The sequence below is a fragment of the Mesorhizobium sp. BR1-1-16 genome (assembly GCF_020165495.1).
GTDB lineage: Bacteria > Pseudomonadota > Alphaproteobacteria > Rhizobiales > Kaistiaceae > Kaistia.
Genome location: NZ_JAIUIE010000008.1, coordinates 1 through 25,903, shown reverse-complemented (window position 1 = coordinate 25,903; position 25,903 = coordinate 1). Strand labels below are relative to the sequence as shown.

20 protein-coding genes and 1 tRNA gene are annotated in these 25,903 nt (G+C 66.3%); 16 read left to right on the top strand and 5 right to left on the bottom strand.

Translation table 11 applies throughout. The features are described 5' to 3' along the window. The first annotated feature begins 98 nt into the window (after positions 1-98). From LB518_RS16860 to LB518_RS16835, 6 genes are all read left to right on the top strand, one after another. Positions 99-1,031: an ABC transporter ATP-binding protein gene (locus tag LB518_RS16860; protein WP_224578703.1), complete on the top strand. Its 933-nt coding sequence runs from the start codon at positions 99-101 to the stop codon at positions 1,029-1,031. Then, positions 1,028-1,789: an ABC transporter permease gene (locus tag LB518_RS16855; RefSeq protein WP_224578700.1), complete on the top strand. Its 762-nt coding sequence runs from the start codon at positions 1,028-1,030 to the stop codon at positions 1,787-1,789. Before LB518_RS16860 ends, LB518_RS16855 begins: the two co-directional genes overlap by 4 nt. A gap of 68 nt (positions 1,790-1,857) precedes the next feature. Continuing rightward, positions 1,858-3,138, top strand: coding sequence for a metallophosphoesterase family protein (locus LB518_RS16850; protein WP_224578983.1), 1,281 nt, complete (start codon positions 1,858-1,860; stop codon positions 3,136-3,138). Continuing rightward, complete coding sequence (locus tag LB518_RS16845; protein ID WP_224578698.1) at positions 3,138-6,602, top strand: YhaN family protein; 3,465 nt, start codon at positions 3,138-3,140, stop codon at positions 6,600-6,602. Before LB518_RS16850 ends, LB518_RS16845 begins: the two co-directional genes overlap by 1 nt. A 63-nt stretch (positions 6,603-6,665) precedes the next feature. Further along, complete coding sequence (locus tag LB518_RS16840; RefSeq protein ID WP_224578697.1) at positions 6,666-7,985, top strand: DUF763 domain-containing protein; 1,320 nt, start codon at positions 6,666-6,668, stop codon at positions 7,983-7,985. Continuing rightward, positions 7,982-8,419: a DUF1810 domain-containing protein gene (locus LB518_RS16835; RefSeq protein ID WP_224578695.1), complete on the top strand. Its 438-nt coding sequence runs from the start codon at positions 7,982-7,984 to the stop codon at positions 8,417-8,419. The genes LB518_RS16840 and LB518_RS16835 overlap by 4 nt, the downstream gene beginning before the upstream one ends. A 15-nt stretch (positions 8,420-8,434) precedes the next feature. Here the strand turns inward: LB518_RS16835 and LB518_RS16830 are convergent, their stop codons facing one another. From LB518_RS16830 to LB518_RS16815, 4 genes are all read right to left on the bottom strand, one after another. Next, positions 8,435-9,487: an Ldh family oxidoreductase gene (locus LB518_RS16830; protein WP_224578693.1), complete on the bottom strand. Its 1,053-nt coding sequence runs from the start codon at positions 9,485-9,487 to the stop codon at positions 8,435-8,437. 119 nt (positions 9,488-9,606) lie between these two features. After that, the gene (locus tag LB518_RS16825) at positions 9,607-11,325 is read right to left on the bottom strand and encodes a hydantoinase B/oxoprolinase family protein (protein ID WP_224578692.1); all 1,719 of its coding nucleotides are present in this window, start codon (positions 11,323-11,325) and stop codon (positions 9,607-9,609) included. Then, positions 11,325-13,352, bottom strand: coding sequence for a hydantoinase/oxoprolinase family protein (locus LB518_RS16820; RefSeq protein ID WP_224578690.1), 2,028 nt, complete (start codon positions 13,350-13,352; stop codon positions 11,325-11,327). Before LB518_RS16820 ends, LB518_RS16825 begins: the two co-directional genes overlap by 1 nt. Before the next feature lie 597 nt (positions 13,353-13,949). After that, positions 13,950-14,024 (bottom strand) — tRNA-Gly (locus tag LB518_RS16815). A 343-nt stretch (positions 14,025-14,367) separates the two neighbouring features. On the opposite strand from LB518_RS16815, the gene LB518_RS16810 reads away from it, so the two are divergent. The 4 genes from LB518_RS16810 (at position 14,368) to LB518_RS16795 (ending at position 16,674) form a co-directional block, all read left to right on the top strand. Further along, complete coding sequence (locus LB518_RS16810; RefSeq protein WP_353619967.1) at positions 14,368-14,721, top strand: YbaK/EbsC family protein; 354 nt, start codon at positions 14,368-14,370, stop codon at positions 14,719-14,721. A gap of 127 nt (positions 14,722-14,848) precedes the next feature. Beyond that, the gene (gene trxA, locus LB518_RS16805; RefSeq protein ID WP_224578689.1) at positions 14,849-15,778 is read left to right on the top strand and encodes a thioredoxin; all 930 of its coding nucleotides are present in this window, start codon (positions 14,849-14,851) and stop codon (positions 15,776-15,778) included. 12 nt (positions 15,779-15,790) lie between these two features. Beyond that, entirely contained in the window at positions 15,791-16,465 is a 675-nt protein-coding gene (locus tag LB518_RS16800) for an LON peptidase substrate-binding domain-containing protein (protein ID WP_224578687.1), read from the top strand. An 8-nt stretch (positions 16,466-16,473) separates the two neighbouring features. Next, positions 16,474-16,674: a Trm112 family protein gene (locus tag LB518_RS16795; RefSeq protein ID WP_224578685.1), complete on the top strand. Its 201-nt coding sequence runs from the start codon at positions 16,474-16,476 to the stop codon at positions 16,672-16,674. A gap of 6 nt (positions 16,675-16,680) precedes the next feature. On the opposite strand, the gene LB518_RS16790 is transcribed toward LB518_RS16795, so the two are convergent. Continuing rightward, positions 16,681-17,922: a ubiquinone biosynthesis hydroxylase gene (locus tag LB518_RS16790; RefSeq protein ID WP_224578684.1), complete on the bottom strand. Its 1,242-nt coding sequence runs from the start codon at positions 17,920-17,922 to the stop codon at positions 16,681-16,683. Between the two features lie 109 nt (positions 17,923-18,031). On the opposite strand from LB518_RS16790, the gene LB518_RS16785 reads away from it, so the two are divergent. From LB518_RS16785 to LB518_RS16760, 6 genes are all read left to right on the top strand, one after another. Next, positions 18,032-18,895 carry an acyl-CoA thioesterase gene (locus LB518_RS16785; RefSeq protein ID WP_502845844.1) on the top strand — a complete coding sequence of 288 codons (864 nt, stop codon included), beginning with the start codon at positions 18,032-18,034 and terminating at the stop codon, positions 18,893-18,895. Between the two features lie 276 nt (positions 18,896-19,171). Next, positions 19,172-19,510 (top strand): P-II family nitrogen regulator, encoded by a 339-nt coding sequence (locus LB518_RS16780; protein WP_224578681.1) that lies wholly within the window; start codon positions 19,172-19,174, stop codon positions 19,508-19,510. A gap of 154 nt (positions 19,511-19,664) precedes the next feature. Next, positions 19,665-21,011 (top strand): ammonium transporter, encoded by a 1,347-nt coding sequence (locus LB518_RS16775; RefSeq protein ID WP_224578680.1) that lies wholly within the window; start codon positions 19,665-19,667, stop codon positions 21,009-21,011. 222 nt (positions 21,012-21,233) lie between these two features. Beyond that, positions 21,234-22,409 (top strand): aminotransferase class I/II-fold pyridoxal phosphate-dependent enzyme, encoded by a 1,176-nt coding sequence (locus LB518_RS16770; RefSeq protein WP_224578679.1) that lies wholly within the window; start codon positions 21,234-21,236, stop codon positions 22,407-22,409. Positions 22,410-22,431: 22 nt separating this feature from the next. Then, positions 22,432-24,969: an FtsK/SpoIIIE family DNA translocase gene (locus tag LB518_RS16765; protein ID WP_224578678.1), complete on the top strand. Its 2,538-nt coding sequence runs from the start codon at positions 22,432-22,434 to the stop codon at positions 24,967-24,969. A gap of 86 nt (positions 24,970-25,055) precedes the next feature. Then, positions 25,056-25,709, top strand: coding sequence for a LolA family protein (locus LB518_RS16760; RefSeq protein ID WP_224578677.1), 654 nt, complete (start codon positions 25,056-25,058; stop codon positions 25,707-25,709). The last annotated feature ends 194 nt before the right edge of the window (positions 25,710-25,903 follow it).

The following is a 25,903-nucleotide window of genomic DNA, read 5'->3' as shown; positions in this document are numbered from 1 at the left end:
GGCGCCGCTGTCGTGGCGGCCCAAGTTCGGCTATTGACGATGCGCTGATCCCGCCGCGATTCGGCCGACAGGCCCGTGGCCACAGGAGCCGCTTCCCAATGACCGTGCCGCCCATGATTGCGATCGAGGGTCTTTCCAAGACTTATCCCTCGGGCTTCACCGCGCTCAATAACGTGTCGCTCACCATCGAGCGGGGCGAAATCTTCGCGCTGCTTGGCCCGAATGGCGCCGGCAAGACGACGCTGATCAGCATCGTCTGCGGCCTCGCGCGCGCCAGCGCCGGCCGCGTGACGATCGCTGGCCACGACATCGTCAGCGATTATCGGGCGGCGCGCAGCCTCGTCGGTCTGGTGCCGCAGGAGCTGACGACCGACGCCTTCGAGACGGTGTTCGCGACGACGAGTTTCTCGCGCGGCCTGTTCGGCAAGCCGCCGAACCCCGCCCATATCGAGAAGGTGCTGAGGGACCTTTCGCTCTGGGACAAGAAGGACAGCCGGATCATGACGCTTTCGGGCGGCATGAAGCGGCGCGTCCTGATTGCCAAGGCGCTGTCGCATGAGCCCGAGGTGCTGTTCCTCGACGAACCGACGGCCGGCGTCGATGTCGAGCTTCGGCACGACATGTGGCGCGTCGTGCGGACGCTGGCCGATTCCGGCGTGACCGTCATCCTGACGACGCATTATCTCGAGGAAGCCGAGGAGATGGCCGACCGGATCGGCGTCATCAATCGGGGCGAACTGATCCTCGTGCAGGAAAAATCCGCGCTGATGAAGCGGTTCGGCAGCAAGCTGCTGACGATCGAGCTCGGGGCACCGCTCGCCGCGGTGCCTAAAAGTCTCGCAGCCTATGGATTGGCCCTCGCCGCCGACGGATCGGAGCTCGTCTACACCTATGAGGCGGAAGCCGCCGGCAACGCGATCGCTACCCTGCTCGGCGACGTCGCCGCCGCAGGACTGACGCTCAAGGATCTGCGCACCGAGGAGTCCTCGCTCGAGGATATCTTCGTCAGCCTGGTGAGGGGCTCGCCATGAATATTCATGCCATCATCGCGATCTACCGTTTCGAAATGGCGCGCACGCGGCGCACGCTGCTGCAGAGCATCGTCTCGCCCGTCCTCTCGACCTCGCTCTATTTCGTCGTCTTCGGATCGGCGATCGGGCCCCATATGAACGAAATAGCCGGCGTCAGCTATGGTGCCTTCCTGGTACCGGGGCTGATCATGCTCGGCCTGCTGACGCAGTCGATCTCGAACGCCTCGTTCGGCATCTATTTCCCCCGTTTCGTCGGCACGATCTATGAATTGCTGTCGGCGCCTGTTTCGGCGATGGAAACGGTCATCGCCTATGTCGGCGCCGCCGCGACGAAATCGACGATGCTGGCAGTGATCACGCTGGCGACGGCAGCGCTGTTCGTCGATCTGCGGATCGATCATCCGTTCTGGATGGTCACCTTCCTGCTGCTGACGGCGATCACCTTCTCGCTGCTCGGCTTCATCATCGGCATCTGGGCCGACAATTTCGAGAAACTGCAGCTCGTGCCGCTGCTGATCGTCACGCCGTTGACCTTTCTCGGCGGAAGCTTCTATTCGATCGACATGCTGCCGCCATTCTGGCGCACGGTGACGCTGTTCAATCCAGTGGTCTATCTCGTCAGCGGTTTCCGCTGGAGCTTCTACGGCCATTCGGATGTGGCGATCGGCATCAGCCTCGCCATGACCGTGGTGTTCATGCTCATCTGCCTCGCGATCGTCGCCTGGATCTTCAAGACGGGATACCGGCTGAAGCGCTGAGCCGGCTTGAATAGGGGCCGCCTGGCCATGCTAGCCTGCATGCAAGCGCGTCCACGAGGAGAGCCGAGATCGCCGCCTATCGCTTCATCCATGCTGCGGACATCCATCTTGATTCGCCGCTGCGCTCGCTGGCGCTGCGTGATCCCGCGCTCGCAGACCTGATCGGCAATGCGACGCGGCAGGCTTTCGTCGGCATTGTCGACCTTGCCCTCGCCGAGAGTGTCGATGCGCTGCTGATCGCCGGCGATCTCTATGACGGCGAGCAGACCTCGATGAAGACGGCCCGCTTTCTCGCCGACCAGCTTCGCCGGCTGGACGAGGCGGGGATCCAGACCTTCATCATCCGGGGCAATCATGATGCGCTGTCGAAGATCACGCAGGAACTGGTTCTTCCCGCTGGCGTGAAGCTCTATCGCGGCCGGGCCGAGGCGGTCGCGATCGAGCGGCCGCGCGGCGAGGTGCCGATCACGATCCACGGGCTCAGCTTCGCCAAGCCGCATGCGCCGGAAAGCCTGCTGCCCGGCTACCGCCCGCCACTCGCCGATGCGGTCAATATTGGCCTGATGCATACGAGCCTCGCCGGCGCGCCCGGCCATGACGTCTATGCGCCGAGCAACCTTGCCGACCTTCAGGCGCATGGTTTCGACTATTGGGCGCTCGGGCACATCCATCTGCGCGCCGCCCATGCCGGCAGTGCCACCGTCGTCATGGCCGGCATGCCGCAGGGGCGCGACATCAACGAGGCCGGGCCGAAATCGGTCAGCCTCGTCACCGTGCTGGATGATCGCTCGATCCGAGTCGAGGAGAGGCTGACCAGCATCGCCGAGTTCCGCCGGGTCGCCGTCGATGTTTCCGGACTTTCGGAATGGCCGGATGTCGTCGCCGCAATCGGGCAGGCCCTGCGCGCTGCCCGCACTGACACGCGCTCTCCGCATCTCGTGGCGCGGCTCGAGATCGCGGGCGCAACCCCGCTCGCCTGGCGCATGCGCCGCGACGCCGATCTCCTCAAGGCCGAAGCGGATGCCGCAGCGGCCGGTCTTGGTGATGCGCATGTCGAGAAGCTGGTGCTCGGCGTCGACAACCCGGCGCTCACAACCGGAGACGGTGCCGATCCGCTGGTCGAACTGGCGCGGCTGGTTGAAAGCGAGGTGCTGGGCACCGCCGGCTATCGCGCGACGCTCGGCGAATGGGCGGGGCAGTTGCGCGGGCAATTGCCGGCTGAATTACGCGATCTGCTCGGCGTCGACGAAGAGGCCGCCGCGCGGCTGATGGAGGCGCTCGCGGCCGATGGCGCCGAGGATGTACTGGCGCGGCTGCAGGCCGATGCGCCGCCGGGAGACGTCGGCTGATGCGCCTCGATCGGCTTGGTCTCGTCCGATATGGCCGCTTCACCGGCCGCGTGCTCGATTTCGGCGCGCGTCCGGCGACGGGGCCAGATCTCCATATCGTCTACGGCCCGAACGAGGCCGGCAAATCGACGACGCTCGCCGCCTGGCTCGACCTTCTCTATGGCATCGGCACGCAGAGCCCCTACAATTTCCTGCATCCCTACGCGACGATGCGGATCGAGGGCACGCTCGAGCTCGAGGGGCACAGACGCGCCTTCACGCGGATCAAGAAACCGCAGAACAGCCTGCTCGATTCCTCTGACCAGGTGCTGCCCGACGCTGCGATCCTTGCCGAGCTTGGCGGTATCACGCGTGACGCCTACCGGACGATGTTCTCGCTCGACGATGAGACGCTGGTCGCTGGCGGCGAGAGCATCCTTGCGAGCCGCGGTGATCTCGGCCAGTTGCTGTTTTCGGCCAGCGCCGGACTTGCCGAGCTCGGCCAGCGCCTCGAACGGCTGAAGCAGGAGGCGGACGCCTTCCACAAGCCGGCGGGGCGGAAGACCGGCCTTGCGGATCTGAAAGCGCGGCTCGTCATGCTCAAGGACGAGCGCGAGCAGGTCGATACGCTCGCCTCGACCCATGCAAGGCTCGTCGAAGCCGAGACGGCGGCGGGCACCGCCTATGACGCGGCGACCGCCGAGCGCGGCCGGGTCCAGGGCGAGATCGAGGCGTTGACGCGCCAGCTTGGCGCCCTGCCCCGCCTCGCCGCGCTCCGTGCGGCACGGGCCGAGCTGGCGCCGCTGGCTGATCTGCCGGAGCCGCCGGCCGGCTGGGCCGCCGAATTGCCGGCGCTGCAGCATGCGGATGTGGCGCTGGCGACGCGCCGGGCCAGTCTCCGCGACGAAGCCGCCGGGGTCGAACGGGCGCTGGCAGCGCTCGCCGAGGATCCGGACGCCTTGGCCGAGGCCGAGAATTTCGACCTGCTCGACGAACGCGCCGCCCGGCATATGACGGCGGCACGCGACCTCCCGGCGCGGCAGCTTGAGCGCGCCGAGGCCGAACGGACGATCGCCGATCTGCTGGCCCGAATTGGACAGGCGAATGCGCCCGATCCGCAGAGCCTGTTGATCTCGGCGCCGCAGGCCGCGCGCCTGATGGCGCTGGTGGAGCTGCGCTCCGGTATCGTTCAGCGTCTCGCGACGGCCGAGACCGAACTGGCGGCGGCGCAGGCAGACCTTGCCGAGGCCACGGCGCGGCAGGGCCGCGACGTCGCGCCAATGCCGCCGACCTCCGACGCCATGGCGCTGCTCGCGGCGACCGTGAAGAGCCTTCGCGCCGAGGACATCGGCGGACGGCGCCAGCGGGCGCATCGGGATCGCGCCGTTGCCCAAGCGGCCGTTGCCGACGGTCTTGCATCGCTTGCGCCGTGGCAGGGCGATGCCGAGGCGCTCGCTCTGATGATCGTGCCCGACGCGTCCGAGATCGCGTCATGGAAGACGAGATCGGAGACCGCGGCCGGCGAGGTGACGCTGTATCGGGGTGATGTCGACCGCCTCGCCACCCAGCTGGCACGCGAGGCAGCCGAGTTGGCTGCGCTCGCCGCACTCGCGGGGCGGGGCAGCGATCAGGAAGCTGCGGGCGCGCGGCTGCAGCGCGAGACGGCCTGGGCGCACCATCGAAGCCTCCTTGATGAAGAAAGCGCCGCTGCGTTCGAGGCTGCGATGCGGCGCGACGATATCGCGACGACTGCGCGGCTCGGCTATGTCGCGGACACGGCCCGCCATGGGCAGATCGCCCAGGTCCATGCGATCACGGAAGCGGAACATCGGCGCGCCGCGGAACTGCATGCGGCAGCACGTGCGCGGCTGCAGGTTGAACATGAGCGCATCGCTTCAGCCGTCGGACGGCTTGTCCCCGGGCTGATGGAGGCGGCAGGTCTCGGCGGCTTCGAGACGTGGCTGCGCCGCCGCGAGCGCGCGCTCGAAGCCCGCGCGGCGCTGCGGGCCGCTGACACTGCATGGCGCGACGCCGAGGGCATCGCTAAGGCGGCAAAGGAACGCCTTGCGGCAGCGCTTCAGGCCGTGGGGTCGACCTTCGACCCGGTTGCCGACCTCGACACGATGCGCATGGGCGCAGAGGCTGGGCTCGAGGCGGCCACGGCGGCGGAAGCCTTGCGCCTTCAGGTCGAGGAACGGCAGCGTGCGGTGGACCGGCGCGTCCGGGCACATGCGGAAGCGGCAGCAGCGGATGCCGCCTGGATGGATGACTGGCAGGCGGCGCTTGCCGGCAGCTGGCTGGCTGCGGTCGATCCGCCGGTCGGCGCGATCCGCGAAATGCTTGACGGGCTCACGGCGCTTGGCACCGCGCTCGGCAAGGTCGCGGGTCTTGCCGATCGCATCGCCAAGATGAAGAGCGATCAGTCGGCCTATCGCACGGCGCTGGACAGTGTCGCGTCGCGGCTCGGCATGGCGAGCGACGACGGGACCGGAGCCTTGGCTACGCGCTTGCGAAACCGCATCCGCGCCGCCCGCGACACGCAGAAGGAATTGCAGTCGCTGTCGGATCGGCTCGCTGAGAACGCCGATGCGGAAGCGGCACTCGCGCGGGACGAGGTGAATATCAAGCGCCAGATCAACGCCATGACCGAGCATTTTGGCGTCGAGGGATTGGCCGAAGTGGCGCAGAATCTCGCGGCGATTTCGGAGCGGGCGCGGCTTTCGGCCGAGATCCGCGCGGCGGAACAGGAGATCGCCGCGGCGCTCGGCATGACCGATATCGACGAGGCCGAACGGGTGCTCGCGGCGACGGAACAGGAAGCGCTGGCGGCGGAGAAAGCCGCGCTGCAGCAGCGCTTCGAGGATCTGGTCGGCCGATGCCAGCAGCTCTTCGCCGAATGGAGCACGGCAACCGACCGCCTCGCGGCGATTGGCGGCGACGGCGCAGTGGCAGCCATCGAGGCTCGGCGGCGGACAGTGCTCGTCGAGATCGAGGAGGGCGCGCTTCGCTATCTGCGACTTCGGGCCGGTGTCGGTGCAGCCGAGGCGGCGCTGCGGCTCTATCGCGAGAAGCACCGCAGCCAGATGATGGCGCGCGCTTCCGACGCCTTCCGAACCATCAGCCGCGGCGCCTATTCGGGCCTCGCTTCGCAGGCCGACAAGGATGGCGAGAGGCTGATCGCGCTTGTTGCCGGCGGCGGCTCGAAAGCGGCGGCCGAGCTTTCAAAGGGCACGCGGTACCAGCTCTATCTGGCGCTCCGCGTCGCCGGCTATCACGAGTTCGCGTCGACGCGCCGCTCGGTTCCCTTCATCGCTGATGACATCATGGAAACCTTCGACGATTTCCGCGCCGAGGAGGCGTTCCGGCTTTTTGCCGGCATGGCCGAGGTTGGACAGGTCATCTATCTGACGCATCACCAGCACCTCATTCCGATCGCAGAAAGCGTTTGTCCTTCTGTCAAGGTGCACCGCCTCGACATGGACTGAATGGTTTGCAGCGCCGGCGGCGCGTGCTAATAATCTGTTCGTCTTTCGTTCTCGGAGATTTCGATGGGACGCCGCGCCGGGAGTGCCGATCTGCCGCTGCATGGCGGGCGCGTGCCGGCCTGGCTCGGCCAGCGGATGACGAAACTTGGCGCCGTCATCACCGAAGCGATCGTCCATCACTATGGCCGCGAGGAATATCTCCGCCGCCTCGCCCACCCGTTCTGGTTCCAGTCCTTCGGCGCCGTGATGGGCATGGATTGGCATTCCTCCGGCATCACCACCAGCGTCATCGGCGCTCTGAAGCGTGGCCTTGGCCCGTTGCAAAACGAACTCGGCCTCACCGTCTGCGGCGGGCGCGGGGCGCAATCGCGCAAGACGCCGGATGAACTTCTCGCTGCGGGCCAGCGGGCCGGTTTCGACGGCGCGGCGCTGGCGGCAGCGAGCCGGCTGGTCGCCAAGGTCGACAGCGCGGCGGTGCAGGATGGCTTCGATCTCTATCTGCACGGCTTCATCGTGGCCGATGACGGCCAATGGGTGGTCGTGCAGCAGGGCATGAATGGGGACTCCAAACTCGCCCGTCGCTATCACTGGCTCTCCGAGGGACTGAACAGTTTTGTCGATGCGCCGCATGCCGCTATCGACGGGCGCGGGCAGGGCGAGATCGTCAACCTCACCGACCACCGCGCGGCGGCGTCCCGGCTTGGTCAGATCGACCTGCTGAAGGACATGGGCCCGGACGGCATCGTGCGCGAAGCCGCGGCGCTTGCCGGTCTGCCAGCGACGCCACCGCCGCCGCCCGAGGCTCCGCTGCTGCCGCATCTCGTCATGCCCGAACACCATGATGTCAGGCCGAAGGACGTCATCATGCGACGCCTGCATGGTGCGCTGGCTGCGGCAGCCGAAAGCGGACCGAAGGATTTCCAGGATCTGCTGATGGTGCCGGGGGTGGGTGCGCGGACGGTCCGCTCGCTGGCACTGGTCGCCGAGGTCATCCATGGCGCGCCGTGCCGCTTCGCCGATCCGGCGCGTTTTTCGCTCGCGCATGGCGGCAAGGATCGCCACCCCTATCCGGTGCCGCTCAAGGTCTATGACGAGACGATCGGCGTGCTCAAATCGGCGATGAACAAGGCGAAACTCGGCAATGACGAACGCCTCGAAGCGATCCGCAGGCTCGACGATGCGACTCGCCGCATGGAGCGTGACGCGCGCGGACCGGATTTCGATGCCTTCGTCGCCGATGAGCGCAAGCGCTCGCATGACTATGGCGGCATGAGCGTGTTCGGCCCCGAACCGCCGCCGGAAGAGCCCGATCTCTTCGCCACGGCAGGACCATCCGGCCCCGCGTCCGGCTTTGGCGGCGGGCAGGGGCGGAGCGGCCGATGAGCGATCCAGCCGATGGCTTTGCCCTGCAGCGTTTCGTGAACGCCCAGACGCCGGTCTGGCCCGACGTCGTCACGGAACTTGGCGCCGGCCGCAAGCGCAGCCACTGGATGTGGTTCGTGTTTCCGCAGCTCCGGGCGCTCGGTCGCTCCGAGACGGCGCTGTTCTATGGCATCGGTTCGCTGGCCGAAGCGCGGGCCTATCTCGCCCATCCGCTGCTCGGCCAGCGCCTCGCTGAAGCGACGGAGCTGGCGCTGGCGGCCGAGGCGCCCTCGCTTCATGCGCTGTTCGGCTCGCCGGATGACATGAAGTTCCGCTCGTCGATGACGCTGTTCGCCGTTGCGGACGGCAATCCCGAGAGCCGCTTCCATGCTGCGCTCGCCCGCTGGTGCGGCGGCGTCGTGGACCCGCTGACATTGGCTGCGCTCCGCGGCTGAAAGGGTCCGCAGAAATCAGGCGAGAGCGGCGAGCTCGTCATGCAGCGCCCGAGGCACAAGGACGCCCGCGACGGCCGTCCGGCGGCGGGCGGCGTAGCGCCGCTCCGATGGCAGTCGTGCGCCCGGCTGCGCGCCAAAGCGTTCAAACAACCCCTCGGCGTCGCCAAACGGATCGCCATCGCGTCCGGCGCGGAAGCGGACGGGATCGAAGGCGATGATCAGTTCGCCGTGCAGCGGCACGCCGCCATGGCCGGCATCGGCGATCGACGATTGATAGCTCATTGCATCGCCGATCATGGCCCCGGCCAAGAGTTCGATCATGATCTGGATGCCGGTGCCTTTATAGCCGCCGAAGGGCAGCATCGCGCCGTCGAGGCCGCTGGCAGCGTCTGTCGTCGGCTGACCATCGACATCGACGGCCCAGCCGAGCGGGATCGGCCTGCCGCCGCGCCGATGAAGCTCCATCTCGCCCCGCGCCACCGCGCTGGTCGCGAAGTCGAAGACAAACGGCTCGGCGCCGGGCCGGGGCCAGGAGAAGGCGATTGGATTGGTGCCGAACAGAGGCCGCGATCCGCCTGATGGCGTCACCCAGCTATGGGTCGGATTGAACGCAATGGCCGAGATGCCATCCTCTGCCGCCAGCGGCTCGACTTCGGCCCAGAGGGCGGAATTGTGATGGCAATCGCGCATGATGAGCGCCGCGATGCCGTTCCGCCGTGCCTTTTCAACGAGCAGCGCGCGCCCGCGATCAAAGGCGAGCGGCGCGAAGCCGCGATAGCCTTCGACGCGGACGAGCGCGCCGCCATCGTCATGCACGGTCGGCTCTGCATTGCCGTCGGCCTGGCCGAGACGAACGGACCGGATATAGGTGAGTAGACGGTAGAGACCGTGCGAGCGGCATTCGTCGCGTTCGGCAGCGGTCACGGTGCGCACGATCGGCTCCGCCTGTGCCGCCGAAACGCCGTTCGCCAGCAGGATCCGGCGCGCCAGCGCGGCCACGGCATCAAGCGAGAGGCGGGCATCGGCCGTCGCCTGAACGCCAGGGTCCGCGGTGGTCTCGGTTGCCATGGACGTGGTTCCTTCCAGAAGTCTCGATCGCGGCCAAGCGCAGCGGCAAGGCGCTGGATTTGGCCGGACGCCGCCGGCGCGGTGCCGGCGGCTCGGCTGCCGGTATCGGCCCGGCTTCGTCAGCTGGCCTGCGGATAGTGCCGCGCGGCGAACTCCGCCGAGATATAGCCTTCGCGCAGATCATGCTCGACCATGGCCTTCGGCCGCTCCGACGGCGGACCGTAGCCACCGCCGCCGCCGGTCTTCAGCTCGAGCACGCCATCCTTTGGCACGACGAAGCGGGTGGTTTTCGGAATATCCAGGACTTCACCGCTCGGCATGCGGACGCGGGCATTGTTGGCCCGTCCCTCACCGCCGCCTTCGAGACCCCAGGGCTTGTTCTTGGAGCGCTCGAACACCGTGGTGATGTTGGTCTCCTCGAGCATCCTGAAATGCAGCTCAAGGCCGGCGCCGCCGCGGTGGCGACCGGCACCGCCCGAATCCTGGGCCAGCGCCAGGCATTCGATCAGCCAGGGATTGCGCGCTTCCCAGACTTCGATCGGGGTGAAGCGGGTGGCGGATTCGGAGATGTGCAGCATGGTGCCGCCATCGCCGCCATCCCATGCGCCCTGTCCGGTCGGATGCGGTGCGCCGTCGGCCCAAGGTTCGCCCGTCGCCTCGCGGCGGCCCCACCAGACGACCGAGCAGATGCAGCCGCCCGAGGAAGCCGGCACGGCCTTCGGCAGCGCCTTGGAGATCGCGTTATAGATCACTTCGATCGCCTGCAGCGCTGGCCAGCCATAAAGGAAGCACGGCGCCGGCGGTTCGGGATGGAACATGGAGCCCGGACGGGTAACGACCTCGATCGGGCGGAAATGCCCCTCATGCGGCGCCTCGCCATAGCCGGCCAGCATGGTGATGGCGACGCGGCTCGCCGAGATCGTCGAAGGCAGCGGGCTGTTGACGGGACCGCCCTGCTCGTCGGGGACATGCGAGAAGTCGATGCGCACGTTTGAACCCGAAACCTCGACGGCGATCTCGAAGGGAATGCTGTCCTTGGTGACGCCGTTGTCGTCCATCTCGCCGCGGCCGACATAGCGACCGTCGGGGATCTTCTCGAAATAGCTGCGCACGACGCGCTCACCATGATCGAACATCGCTTCGATTGCGCCCGTGAAGCCCTCAAGTCCGTAGCGCTCCACGACTTCAAGGAAGCTGCGCGCGCCGACGCGGCAGCCGGTGACCTGTGCGTCAAGATCGCCCGCCACCGCTTTCGGCACGCGGCTGTTGGCGAGGATCATGCGGTAGATGTCGTCGTTGAGCTCGCCGCGCTTATAGATCTTGACGCCTGGATAGACCGTTCCCTCCTGGAACACGTCGACCGTGTCGGTGCAGTACGGGTCCTTGGCGCCGATATCGAGCCAGTGCCCCTTGATCGCGGTGTAGCCGATCAGCGTTTCGCCGCGCAGATAGACCGGCATGATCACGACAAGATCCTGCGGATGCGAACCGGTCCCGTAGGGCCAGTTGTACATCAGGATATCGCCGTCATAGAGCTTCTCGCGCCCGCCGATGGCCTCGACCGCCGCCTCGATGCAGAAGTTAAGCGTTCCCATGAACATCGGCAGGCTCGGCGCCTGAGCAAGCAGCCGGTATTCCGGATCGTAGATCGCGACGGCGAAATCGAGCACTTCATAGATAACAGGCGAGAAGGCAGTGCGGACCAGCGCACGCTTCATTTGGTTGGCGGCGGAATTCAGCGCGTGCCGCACGACCTCGGTCGTGATCGGGTCGGCGTTGTGCTCTCCGGTGCGTCGGGCGATGCCGGCCTTGTGGATGAGGGGGCTGCGGGCGTTCATCAGTTCAGCGCCTTCCGCTCGAGGATGAGTTCACCGATGGCGCCGGTCTGAACCTGCCAGCCGGCGTCGATATAGAGGGTCGCCGTGCTCTCGGTGACGATCGCCGGACCGTCGAGCGTGGCGTCGATCGCGGCACGATCGATCAGGCGGAAGGGCACGCGCTTGCCGAGCCGGAACGAATAAGCCTCGAAGGCCTCGCTGGCAGCGCCGCTCGCCTCGACGGGGCGCGGCGTCATCTGCCGGCGCGGCAGAGGAATGCGCGAATTGGCGCGGATGGAGACGATCTCGATGCCGTCATTCATCGTGCTGCCGAAGCTGCGCGCATATTCGGCGCGGAAGCGGTCGGCGATGCTACTCACGGAACCGGTGATCGTGCGGTCCTTCAGTTCGACGTCGATCGACAGCCAATGCTCCTGGCCGCGGTAGCGGAGATCGAGCCGCGCCGACTGTTCGGCATCGCGGCCCAGATGCGCACCGCGACTGCCGATCGATTCGAAGAGTTCGGCGAGGATTGCGTTGACGGTCGCGAGGTTCTCCTCGGCGAGCGGCATGATGCGCGTCCGCGCGGCGGCCTGGACCATGTCGGCACCGAGCAGGCCCCAGGCCGAGAAGTTGCCGGCCAGCGGCGGAACGACAATGCGCTGCATGCCGAGTTCGTCGGCAAGCAGGCAGGCCATCAAGGGGCCGGCGCCGCCGAAGGGCAGCAGTGTCATCTCGCGCGGATCGAGGCCCTGCTCGACCGAAACTTCGCGCATCGCATTGGCCATGGCAGAGGCGGAGATGCGCATGATGCCGACGGCTGTCGCCTCGACATTCTGGCCGATCGCCGTGCCGACACGCTCGACGGCCTCCGCCGCCTTGTCGAAAGCGAGATTGATGCCCGAGGCGAGTTTGCCTGTGCCGAGCATGCCGAGCGTCGCGGCCGCGTCGGTCATCGCCGGCTCCGTTCCGCCCTTGCCATAGCAGGCGGGGCCGGGAACGGCGCCAGCGCTGCGCGGACCGACCCGCATGAGGCCGCCGATATCGACATGGGCGATGGAGCCACCACCCGAGCCGATCGAGCGCACATCTACCCAGGGCGTCTGGACCGGCATCTGGTCGATCGAGCCTTCGAACAGAACCTGCGCCGCGCCATCGAGAATGAGCGCCGTATCGAAGCTGGTGCCGCCGACATCAGCGGTAATGAGCGCGCGGATATCGAGGGCCGTTGCCAGTTCGCTCGCGCCCTGCGCGCCGCCGACCGGGCCTGACATAATGGTCTCGAAGGGGCGTTCCTCGGCCTCGGCGAAGGTCATCGAACCGCCGCCCGAACGCGTGATGAGGCTGGTGCCCCTGAAACCGAGGTCGCGCAGCCGCTCGTCGAGGCGGCGGAGATAGTTGGACATGCGGGCGCGGACGAACGCATCGATGACCGTCGTCGAGGTGCGCTCATATTCCCGGTATTCGCCCGAAATCCGGTGCGAGAGGGAGATGCCACCGGTGAAGCCCGCTTCGCGGATCAGCGCCTCGATCCTGAGCTCATGTTGGGGATTGGCATAAGCGTTCATCAGGCAGACGGCGATGCTGTCGACGTTTTCGGCGGCAAAGGCCGCGACGATCGGGGCGACCGCGCTCTCATCGAGCGCACGGAAGACCTGCCCGGTGGCCATGATCCGCTCCGGCACTTCCAGGCGCAGGCGGCGTGGCACGAGCGGAGCCGGCTGCTGCCAGAAGAGATTGTACATCTCGGTGCGATCGCCGCGCCGGATCTCCAGCACGTCACGGAATCCTTCGGTCGCGATGAGCCCCACCTTGGCGCCGCGCCGCTCCAGCAGCGCGTTGAGTCCGACGGTGGTGCCGTGCAGGAAGAACTCCGCTGCCTCAATGACGGCGGGGGGAACATGGCCCTTGATGGCGGCGACGACACCCTCCTCGGGTGCATGCGGCACGGTCGGCACCTTGCCTTCGGTCGTCTGTCCGCTGGCCTCGTCGTAATAGACGAGGTCCGTGAATGTACCGCCGATATCGACGCCGATCCGCGTTGCCATGCTTGTCTCCGTGAAAGTCCTGGGCGGCCTCGGATGCAGATCCTTGGCGGAAGCGTTCGTTTCAGCGTGAAAGGACGCCGGCGTTCAACGGCAACGGGGATCGTGGAAGAACAGCCAGTCGCTCGCTTCGATGCAGCGATCTGGCGCGGGTCTGCGATCAGCGCGTCCAATGCCGCTGCAAGAAACAAGCTGCACCATAGGAACCAAATTTCCGTTGAACGAATATATTTCCTATAGTGATCACCTGTTGACGTGTGTCAACGGCTCGCCAGGAAAATTTCTCGGGCGGGGTCACGAGGAAAAGCGGGCACTGCGAAGACGTGCGGGAACGTGGTGTCGGGCCAAGCGGCGCGTCTGGCGGCGTGCAGGCCGGGAGGGCGCGGGCAGCACGGCTTGATTCAGTCGAAGGGGGCTTGCTGAGACGGCAGGTTCGCGTTTCGGGCTTGGCCTTCGGGGGACGCAAACGTCGATCTGGCCGCTCGTCGCAGCCGCGTTGACCCCGGTTCCGGAACCGGCATTCGCCGTCGCGTACGAAACCAGAGGCCTAAAAAGCAAAAATCGCCCCGAAGGGCGATTTTCTTGATTTGCCTGAAAATTTGGAGCGGGCGAAGGGATTCGAACCCTCGACCCTAACCTTGGCAAGGTTATGCTCTACCCCTGAGCTACACCCGCTTCCGTGCCCGACGCTGCCGGACGGCGCACCTTATGACTTAAGGTCCTGAGGATTGCAACAGGCAATTTGCCGGCGATCCACAGGGGCCATTGGCCGCCTTGGCGCGAGGGTCTAGAAGAGCAGCGCAGCGCCGTTTCCGGCGCGTTTCGCGCCGGAGAACAGCCTGTGTCCAACCCCGAGCCGCACTCGCATCCCCGCTCACAGAATGATCAGGACCGGCCGCCGACTCGCGCCTCACGCGCGGATCTCTTTCGTTTTCTCGAGGGGCTCGGCATAGCGACGGAGACGCTCGAGCATCCACCGCTCTTTACCGTTGCCGACGGCAAACAGCTCCGGCTGGGCATGCGCGGGCTTCACAGCAAGAACCTCTTTCTCAAGGACAAGAAGGGCCGGGTCTTCCTTGTCGTCGCGGTCGAGGACAGCGTCATTGATCTGAAGCGGCTGCATGAGCCCCTCGGCGCGTCGGGCCGGCTTTCCTTCGGTTCGGCCGAATTGCTGCTGGATGTCCTCGGCGTCACGCCCGGCTCGGTGACGCCGTTTGCGCTTCTGAACGATGTGCCGCCACGCGTCACTTTGGTGCTCGACCGGCGCTTCCTTTCCGGCGAGGTCGCCAACTTTCATCCTCTCGTCAACACCGCGTCGACCTGCCTTGCGGTTGTCGATCTCCTCAGCTTTCGCGCGCGCGACGGGGCATGAACCGGTCATCATCGGTTTTGGTGCTGCCGAGACGGCGGCGGATTTGTAAATCGCGCGGCGAAGTTCCATCTTCACCACCGGAAACGCGCCGGAATGCCGGCAGCCCTATAATCGAGGCGTGACGCTCATGACCCAGCCCAGCTACAGCTTCGGCTCTTCCTACCAGCAGGAACCCGCGCCCGGCGGCGCCGATCTTGTCCGCGATACGACGACGCAGACCTTCGCCAAGGACGTGATCGAGGAATCGCGCCGCCAGCCGGTGCTGGTCGATTTCTGGGCGCCGTGGTGCGGGCCGTGCAAGCAGCTGACGCCGGTGCTCGAAAAGGTGGTCAAAGGCGCCAAGGGCGCTGTGCGGCTCGTGAAGATGAATATCGATGACCATCCGCAGGTCGCCGGCCAGCTTGGGATCCAGTCGATTCCGGCCGTCATAGCCTTCGTCGACGGACAACCGGTCGACGGCTTCATGGGCGCGGTACCGGAGGGGCAGGTCAAGGCATTCATCGAGAAGCTGGCCGGTCCGGGCGGTCCTTCGGAGATCGAGGCGGCGCTGGACGAGGCGGGGGCCATGATCGAGGCCGGTGCGGTCGCCGAGGCGGCGCAGCTTTTTGCCGCCGTTCTTGCGGCCGAGCCTGAAAACCTCAAGGCTCTGGCGGGTCTAGCGCGGTGCCATCTTGCCATGGGGCAGGTCGAGCAGGCCAAGGCGCTGATCGACAGCGTTCCCGAGGCGAAGGCGGCTGATCTGGAAATCGCGGCCGTTCGGGCACAGCTCGCTCTGATCGAGCAGACGGCGGAACTCGGCGAGGAAGGCGAACTCAGGGCGCGCATTGCCGAAAACCGCAAGGATTTTGCGGCGCTGTTCGATCTGGCACTCCTCTTGAACGCCAAGGGCGAACGCGAGGAAGCGACCGACCTGCTCCTTGAAATCGTTCGCGCCAATCGCAATTGGGAAGAAGACAAGGCCCGGAAGCAGCTGGTCCAGCTGTTCGAGGCCTGGGGACCGACCGACGAGGCCACGCTTTCTGGCCGGCGGCGGTTGTCCTCGATCCTGTTTTCGTAAGGCGATTTCCGCATGCAGGTTGGCAAGGCCCATTATGAAGGTCCGCGCGACATTCCCGACAGCATTCCGGTCTTCCCGCTCGCCGGGGCGCTGCTGTTGCCGCGTGGGCAGATGCCGCTCAATATCTTCGAGCCGCGCTATCTCGCCATGGTCGACGAGGCCATGGCTGGCAACCGGCTGATCGGCATGATCCAGCCGGCCGGGACGGCGCCGGCCGGCGACGAGCCGGCGCTGTCGGCGATCGGCTGCGTCGGGCGGGTCACGTCCTATGCCGAGACGGATGATGGCCGCTACATGATCTGTCTGACGGGTATTGCCCGATTCAAGCTCGTGGAGGAGCTGCCTGGACGTGCCGGTTTCCGGATCTGCCGCGTCTCGACCGAGGCGTTCAGCTCCGATTTCGCCGAAAATGCTGGCGCCGAGGCCGTCGACCGCACCAAGCTGCTGGATGTGTTCCGAGCCTATCTCGAAGCCAACCGGCTCGAGGCGGATTGGGACAATATCGGCCGCACCTCGAATGAGACGCTGGTCAACGCGCTGTCGATGATGAGCCCCTATGGTCCGGCCGAGAAGCAGGCGCTCCTCGAGGCCGCGGATCTCAGGGCCCGCGCGGAGACGCTGATCGCGCTGACCGAGATGTCGCTGGCGCGGGGCGGTGATGGCGGCCCCTCGCCGCTCCTGCAATAGGGCCTGACATGGTTGCGCTTGAACGCCCCGCTGCCCGGATCGACGTCAAGATGCTGGAGCTGCTCGTCTGCCCGGTGACCAAGACGGCGCTCTCCTACGATGAAGCACGGCAGGAACTCGTCAGCCGCGCGGCCCGGCTCGCCTATCCGATCCGCGACGGTATCCCGATCATGCTGCCGGACGAAGCACGGCCGCTCGCCGACGATTGAGCGAGCTCAGATCGCCTCGCCGCGCAGAAGTCGAGGCGCCGCTGGATCGGCTTCGGCCGCTGCGCCGATGAACCGGCGTTTCAGGGTGGGCAGCCGGTCGACGAGCCCGAGACCGACATCACGCATGATGCGCAGTGCCGGGTTATCGTTGGAGAACAGGCGGTTCAGCCCGTCCGTCACCATGCCCATCTGCACCGTGTCGAAGCGGCGCCAGCGCTCGTAGCGCGCAAGCGCCTCCGCCGAGCCGGGATCGGAGCCGAGCCGGGCGGCTTCCACCACGCTTTCGGCCAAAGCTGCCGCATCCTTGAAGCCGAGATTGAGCCCCTGTCCCGCGACCGGATGGATGGCATGTGCCGAATCGCCGCAAAGCGCGAAGCGCGGACCGACGAAGCGGCGGGCGATCATCAGCCCGAGCGGATAGGCGCGCGGCGTGCCTTCGGCGGTGATGGCACCGAGATGATGGCCGAAGCGACGCTCCAGTTCGATGGCGAACGTGAAGGAATCGCCTGCCACCAGCCGCTCGGCCGCTTCCGTGCGCTCGGTCCAGACCAGCGAGGAGCGATTGTCCGGCAGAGGGAGGATCGCAAACGGCCCGGCGGGCAGGAAATGCTCTTCCGCCCGGCCATGATGCGGTCGCTCATGCTTGACCGTGACCACGATGCCGGACTGGCCGTAACCCCAGCCGACGGTCTGAATACCCGCCAGCGCGCGGAGGCGTGAACGGGCACCATCGGCCGCGACGAGAAGGCGGGCGCGTCTCACCGAGCCGTCCGTCAGAGTAACGCGCTGGAAAGCGGTGCCCGTCTCGAAATCGGTCACGCCGCAGCCCGAGATGCGCGTGACGCCGGCCTGGTCGGCGGCATCGGAAAGCGCGGCCACCAAAGCGCCGTTCGGGACCATATGGGCAAAGGGCGCCGCGCTGCCTTCCTCACGCGAGAATGTGAGAAAGACTGGCCGCACCGGGTCGCGCGTGCGGCTGTCGGTGACGATCATGTCCTCGACCGGTTGGGCGATCGGTTCCAGCACCTGCCAAACGCCGAGTGCTGCGAGCATCTCGCGCGCTGCACTGGCGATCGCCGAAGCGCGGCCGTCACGCGCCGCTGCGCCCTGCGGCGCGGGATCGACGACCGCGATATCGAGCGACGGAGCGCCGCGCTTCAACGCCAGTGCCAGCGCCAGCCCGACGTAACCGCCGCCGGCAACGAGAACGTCGAGGGGCGGGGCGGCAGCGTCATCGGTCGCGGTCATGTTCGATCCGTTGGTTGGCGGGTCTCGAGACCCGGCTTGACACCGTCCCGGCCGCGCCGCAACAGGAATGACGTGCGCAGAGCGGGTTTGGGACGAGGGACAGCCAAGGGTGACCGACGACCTCCTCGGAATACTTGATCTCGAACCGCTCGAAATCAACCGTTACCGCGGTCGCAGCGTCGATCCGGGCTGGCGGCGCGTCTTCGGCGGCCAGGTGATCGGCCAGGCGCTGGTCGCTGCATCGCGGACGGTCGAGTCCACGCGGCTGGTGCATTCGCTGCACGGCTATTTCCTGCGCCCAGGAAACCCCGACGCATCGATCGACTATGCCGTCGAGCGCATCCGAGACGGCGGTAGCTTCAGCACACGGCGCGTTGTGGCGCATCAGGCCGGCGAAGCGATCTTCGCGATGGCGGCCTCGTTCCATATCGAGGAGGCCGGCTTCATCCATCAGGCACCGATGCCGGCAGTGCCGGCGCCTGAGACGCTGCCCGATGAAAGCGCGTTGCTGGCGGCCCTTGCCGACCGGGCTCCGGCATCGGCGCTCGCCTTCTGGCGCAAGCCGCGCGCGATCGAGATCCGGCCCGTCGACCTTGAGGCATTTCTCGGCCGCAGCGGGGCCGAGCAGAGCCAGGCGAGCTGGATCCGCGCGAGGATGGTATTGCCCGACGATCCGGCGATCGTACGGGCCGTGCTCGCTTATGCCTCCGACCTGACGCTGCTCGACACAACGCTGATCGCCGAGGGGCGCTGGGTCTTCGATGCCGGGCTGATGGTGACGAGCCTTGATCACGCGATGTGGTTCCACCGCCCGTTCCGGTTCGACGACTGGCTGCTCTATGTCTGCGACAGCCCAGCCGCCAGCGGCGCGCGGGGCTTCAACCGCGGCGCGCTCTACGATCGAACTGGCCGTCTCATCGCCTCCGTCGCGCAGGAAGGGCTCGTCCGTCAGGCGAGAGAAGACCACCCGTGAACAACCAGGCGGCGAACTGACCGAAACGCGGCGACATATTGCCTAAGAGATAGGCAATTTGAGTTTTTTGCCTCCGGTTCGTCCAGAAATTTTGTCCTTTTCGCGACAGGCACGGGTGAGGTTTGCGCGATTTTTGAACTTTTTGCCGAAGTTGCGAGAGTTGGCACGGACCTTGATTCCCTATGGGCTGGCGCAGCGGCGTCAATCGGGCGGCATGCCGGTCGACCATTCGATCCTTGCGGTTCACCCGCCGCAAAAAGAGACGGGAACTGAGACATGAAAATCGTGATGGCGATCATCAAGCCATTCAAACTCGACGAAGTACGCGATGCGTTGACCGCGATCGGCGTGCAGGGCCTTACGGTCACCGAGGTCAAGGGCTATGGCCGGCAGAAGGGCCATACCGAGATCTATCGCGGTACCGAATATGCCGTCAGCTTCCTGCCCAAGCTGAAGATCGAAGTCGCCGTCGCAACCGAGTCGGTCGACAAGGTGATCGACGCCATCTCGGGCGCCGCGAAGACCGGTCAGATCGGCGATGGCAAGATCTTCGTCTATTCGATCGAGCAGGCCGTCCGGATCCGCACGGGCGAAACGGATACCGACGCGCTCTGACGCTCGGGCTTGAAACCAGTGGATTTCACGAACAGCACGAGCAAGGGCAACGATGACGGATCGAAATGAAATGACAGCCAGGAGCCGGGGGATGGGTCGCGCCATCGCCGATGGGATCAGTCGACCGGAAGAGCGGTCCGACAGGAGAGGTCTGATGAATCTGCGTAATGCCAAATACTCTCTCATGGGAGCAGCCGGGACGCTGCTCAGCCTGACCGCGTTCGCTTCCGCCCAGGACGCAGCGCCGGCCGCCGAGGCGGCCCCCGCCGCTGCGGCCGCGGCTCCGGTTCTGAATTCGGGCGATACGGCCTGGATGCTGATCTCCTCCGTGCTCGTCCTCATGATGATCGTGCCCGGCCTCGCGCTGTTCTATGGCGGCCTTGTGCGCGCCAAGAACATGCTTTCGGTGCTGATGCAGTGCCTTCTGATCGCCAGCGTCGTGATGGTGATCTGGGTGTTCTACGGCTATTCGCTGGCCTTCACCGACGGTAGCGCCTTCATCGGCGGTCTCTCCAAGGCGTTCCTCGCCGGGATCAAGCCGGACACGCTTTCCGGAACCATTCCGGAATATGTCTTCGTCGTGTTCCAGATGACCTTCGCGGCCATCACGCCGGCCCTCATCGTCGGCGCCTTCGCTGAGCGCATGAAGTTCTCGGCCGTGCTGCTGTTCATGATCCTCTGGGTCACCTTCATCTACATTCCGGTCGCCCACTCGGTCTGGCAGTCGACGGGTTGGCTGTTCACCGCCGGCGCGCTTGATTTCGCTGGCGGCACGGTCGTTCACATCAATGCCGGTATCGCGGGCCTTGTCGGCTGCATCATGGTCGGCAAGCGCCAGGGTCTCGGCAAGGATCTGATGCCGCCCCATTCGCTGACCAATTCGATGATCGGCGCCTCGCTTCTGTGGGTCGGCTGGTTCGGCTTCAACGCCGGTTCGGCGCTCTCGGCCGGTTCGGTCGCTGGTCTCGCCACCATCAACACCTTCGTCGCCACCGCCGGTGCGGCTATCGGCTGGGTGTTCATCGAATGGATCGTCCGCGGCAAGCCGTCGATGCTCGGTGCCATCTCGGGCGTTGTCGCCGGTCTCGTCGCGGTCACCCCGGCTGCCGGCTTCGCCGGTCCGGTCGGCGCGATCATCCTCGGCTTCGTTGCGGCCATCGTCTGCTTCTTCTTCGTCACCACGGTGAAGAACGCATTCGGCTATGACGACAGCCTCGACGTCTTCGGCGTGCACGGCATCGGCGGCATCGTCGGCGCCATCGGCACTGGCTTCCTCGCTTCCGAATCGCTCGGCGGCGTCGGCTATGCCGAGGGCGTGACGATGGGTCACCAGCTCTGGGTCCAGGTCCAGGCCGTGCTGTTCACGCTGGTCTGGTCGGGTGTCGGTTCGCTGATCCTCTACAAGGTCGTCGATATCATCATCGGCCTCCGCGTGCGTCCCGAGGTCGAGAGCGAAGGCCTCGACATCGTCGAGCATGGCGAGCGCGCCTATCACAGCTAAAGTCTTCGGCCGGCGCCGTCGGGCGCCGGCTGCCCGGCCTGCGGTCACGCAGGATGACGTTCCTCCCAAGACTAGAGGGCCCCGGTCTCGCCGGGGCCCTTCTTTTTTGGCCGACGGCGGCACAGACGATTTCGCGGCTGTCGAGCGGTCGATGGTTAAAGCGGCCTTAACCACCCGTCGCCTAGGTTTGTCGTGATCGGAACATGACAGGGAATCGGCAATATGGGCGGCCCGACGAGCGCCGGCAGGGCGATCTCGCCGTTTCAGAAATTGAACGACAGGCTGGCCGGGATCGCGCCGGGCCTGGCGCCGATCAATCTTGGCCTTGGCGAGCCGCAGCATCCGATCCCGGCCTTTGTCGGGCCGGTCATCGCTGCCAATCTCGATCTTTTCGGTCGCTATCCGGCGATCCGCGGCACGGATGCCTTCCGGGCAACCGTCGCGGCCTGGCTCAACCGCCGCTATGGCCTTGCCGCGAGCCCTGTCGATCCCGAAACCATGGTGCTGCCGCTCAACGGCTCGCGCGAGGGCCTGTTCTTTGCCGCGCTCGGTGCGCGTGAACGCGCCGCCGGCATCGCCCGCCCGGCCGTGCTGCTGCCCAATCCGTTCTATCAGGCGTATGCGGCAGGCGCGGAAGCGGCGGGCCTCGAAATCGTCCTGATCGATGCGGGCCCGGACGAGCGGCATCTGCCCGATCTCTCGCGCCTTGCGCCTGACATTCTGGCGCGGACCATCGCGCTCTACGTCGCCTCGCCGACCAACCCGCAGGGAAGCGTCGCGACATCGGACGACTGGCGCGGCCTCATCGCGGCGGCGCGGCAGCATGATTTCATGATCTTCGCCGACGAATGCTATTCCGAGATCTATCGCAGCACGCCTCCGCCGGGCGTGCTCGAAGCGGCGGCCGGGCTCGGCGGGGGCTTCGCCAACATCGTCACATTCCATTCGCTCTCGAAGCGCTCGAACCTGCCCGGGCTTCGCGCCGGCTTTGCCGCGGGCGATCCGGTCTTTCTCAAGGACTGGACGCGTCTGCGGAACATGGCGGCGCCGCAGGTTCCGACGCCGATCCAGGCGGTCGCTGTCGCGGCTTACAGCGACGAGGCGCATGTCGCCGAGAACCGCGCCCTCTACAACCGGAAGTTCGAGCTCGCGCAGGACCTGCTTGGCGTGACCGCGCCGGAAGGCGGCTTCTTCCTCTGGCTCGAGGTCGGCGACGGCGAAGAGGCAGCGATTCGCCTCTGGCGCGAAGTCGGCGTCCGTACCATCCCTGGCGCCTATCTCTGCCTGCCAACCGCCGCCGGCGACAATCCCGGCCGTTCTTTCCTCCGTGTCGCGATGGTCCAGGACATCGCGACGACGACCGAAGCGCTGCGCCGCATGGCACAGGTGCTCGGCTGATCCTCGAGGGACAAAGACCAGCATGCGCCCGACCCGATCCGTCTCGCTCCCGATGCCCTCAGGTGAGGGCGATGCCCTCCGTCGGTTCCTGGGGCGCCATGTCAGCCTGGCCGTCGGCCTTGCGCTGCTCGCGGGCGTCGCGGCCGTGTCGGCCAGCCTTGCGACATGGACGGTCGACGATCCCTCGCTGTCCTATGCAGCTGCGAAGCCGATCTCCAACATTCTCGGCTTTCCCGGTGCCGTGATCTCCGATCTGTTGATGCAGTTCCTCGGTCTCGGATCGATCGTGTTGCTGCTGCCGGTCGTTCTGTGGGGTTGGCGGTCGCTGTTCGGTGGTCGCCCTTTCCGGAAGGTGATGCTGGCAAGCTGGCTCTTCGCGGCACTCGCCGCTTCGGGCGCGCTCGCATTCCTGCCCGTGACGGCGCATTGGCCGCTGCCATCCGGCATGGGCGGCATCTTCGGCGATCTCGTCGCCCGTATTCCGGCCGAAATCCTTGGCTCGCCGCCCAAGGACCGCGCCGCGACGATCGCGCAGACGATCTATGTGCTGCTCGCGGGCCTGCTGCTGGTGCATGCGGCCGGGTTCATTGGGGGCAGGGCCAAGGAAACCGATCCGGTCGTGAACCCAGCGGCCAAGCCCTCGGCGCGACGGAGCGCCGGGATCAAGGACGCGGACGAATTCATCGGCGAAGAGGATGAGGGTGGTGGCTTTTTCGCGGTGCCGCTCGGCGCGCTGGCGCATTTCGGCTATTCGGCCCGTGCCGGGATCGCGCGGATGTTCGGGCGGCGGAGGGCCGATGCGGCGCCGCCAGTCCGGCCCGATGCCGCACCGCGCCGGGGCCGGCGGAGCGAGCCGCGCATCGAGCCTGGTGCCGGCAAGCGCGCCGCCGCCACGGCGCTCGATTTCGACGCCGATCTCGACGACGAGGATGTCCTGCCGCCGCTGCCGACCAGTGGCCGCGTCACCGCGCCGGCGCCGCGCCCTCGCCAGGGCAAGCGGGTCAGCGCCGAGGCACAGCCCTCGCTCTTGCCGAACGAGACCTTCGAATTGCCGGCGCTTGCCCTGCTCGCCGAACCGAAGGCTGCCGATCCCCGGACGCGCGTCAACAGCGACGCGCTCGAGCAGAATGCGCGCGTTCTCGAGGGGGTGCTCGACGATTTCGGCATTCGCGGCGAGATCATCAATGTCCGGCCCGGCCCGGTCGTGACGCTCTATGAGCTCGAACCGGCGCCCGGCATCAAGTCCTCGCGTGTCATCGGCCTTGCCGATGACATCGCCCGCTCGATGAGCGCGGTGGCGGCCCGCGTGGCGGTCATCCCCGGCAAGAATGCCATCGGCATCGAACTGCCCAATCAGCGGCGCGAAATGGTGTTCCTGCGCGAGATGCTGGCGGCGGAGGACTTCGAGACGTCGAAGGCGCGGCTGCCGATCAGCCTCGGCAAGACGATCGGCGGCGAGCCTGTCATCGTCGATCTTGCCCGCATGCCGCATTTGCTCGTCGCCGGCACCACCGGCTCGGGCAAGTCGGTCGCGATCAACACCATGATCCTGTCGCTGCTCTACAGGCTGACGCCGCAGGACTGCCGGCTGATCATGATCGACCCGAAGATGCTCGAACTCTCGATCTATGACGGCATCCCGCATCTTCTGACGCCCGTCGTCACCGACCCGAAGAAGGCCGTCGTCGCGCTCAAATGGACCGTGCGCGAGATGGAGGATCGCTATCGCAAGATGTCGAAGCTCGGCGTGCGCAATATCGACGGCTACAATGCCCGCGTCGGCCAGGCCAAGGCGAAGGGCGAGGTGCTGAACCGCACCATCCAGACCGGGTTCGACAAGCAGACCGGCGAGGCGATCTACGAGCAGGAGGAACTGCCGCTCGATCCGATCCCCTATATCGTCGTCATCATCGACGAGATGGCCGACCTGATGATGGTCGCCGGCAAGGATATCGAAGGCGCGGTGCAGAGGCTCGCCCAAATGGCGCGCGCCGCGGGCATCCATGTGATCATGGCAACGCAGCGCCCGTCGGTCGATGTCATCACCGGCACGATCAAGGCCAACTTCCCGACGCGCATCTCCTTCCAGGTGACGTCGAAGATCGACAGCCGCACCATCCTCGGCGAGCAGGGCGCGGAGCAGCTGCTCGGCCAGGGCGACATGCTCTACATGGCCGGCGGCGGCCGGATCCAGCGCGTGCACGGGCCGTTCGTCAGTGACGAAGAGGTCGAGAAGATCGTGCGCCACCTGAAGACGCAGGGTCATCCCGATTATCTCGAATCGATCACCGAAGACGATGGTGAAGCGGGCGAGGACGGCGGCGATGCGTCGTCGGGCCTTGTCGGCGGCGAGGAGTCGAACGATCTCTACGACAAGGCGGTGGCCGTGGTGCTTCGCGACCGCAAGGCCTCGACCTCCTATATCCAGCGCCGGCTTTCGATTGGCTACAACCGTGCCGCCTCGCTCATCGAGCGCATGGAGAAGGAGGGGCTCGTCGGCCCGGCCAACCATGCCGGCAAACGCGAGATCATGGTCGAGAACGAGGCGGAGCGCTTCTGACCGCCGCCGCGAAATCGCCATGCTGGACCACTAGCTGGCGGGGTGACGGGGAAGACGGTCGCACAGGCGGCCACGACACGAAGGATATGACGATCGTGACGCTCGCAGGGGCTGCCCGCCCGACCCGCAGGACCTTCTTCGCAACCATGGCCGGCGTCGCCGCGGCCGGGATGTTCGCAGGACCGGCCTTCGCCGCTTTCTCCGCCCAGCAGGCGGCGACGCTGAAAAAGATCAGCGATTCGTTCAACGCCATCCGCACCATGCAGGGTCGGTTCATCCAGTACGGCCCGAACGGCGAGGAATCGGAGGGCGTGTTCTTCATCTCCAAGCCGGGCAAGCTGCGTTTCCACTACAGCCCGCCCGTGAAGATGGACGTCATCTGCGACGGCAACCAGGTGTCGGTGCTCGACGCCAAGGTGATGACGCAGGACCTTTATCCGCTGTCGAAGACGCCGCTGCGCTATCTGCTTTCCGACGGGGTCGACCTGACCTCGGCCAATATCGTCCGGCAGATGACCGAGGAACAGGATCTCGTCGCCCTCGTCCTCACCCAGAGTTCCAGCCTTGGCGATGGCAGCCTGAAGCTCATCTTCGACAGCCGCACGCTGGCGCTGCGCCAGTGGGTGGTCACGGATTCCCAGGGGCTCGACACGTCGGTCGCCATCTATGATGTCGAGACCGGCAAGCCGGCCGATCCCAAGAACTTCAAGATCAACTACTACCTGCCGAATTCGAAGTGAGCCTTCGGGAGCAGCCCGCTCGCGCTCTTGTGAACGCGGAACGCTAAGGCACCCTGACGAAGCACTTGAATCGCGGCGTGGCATTCCCAAATCTTGGAGCAGAGCGGGCCGCCATCCCCCGGCAGTGCCCTCGCCGCCGACAAGGCCCGACGACGCATCGCCGCCGTCCTCGCCCGCTTCACCATCGTCTTCGG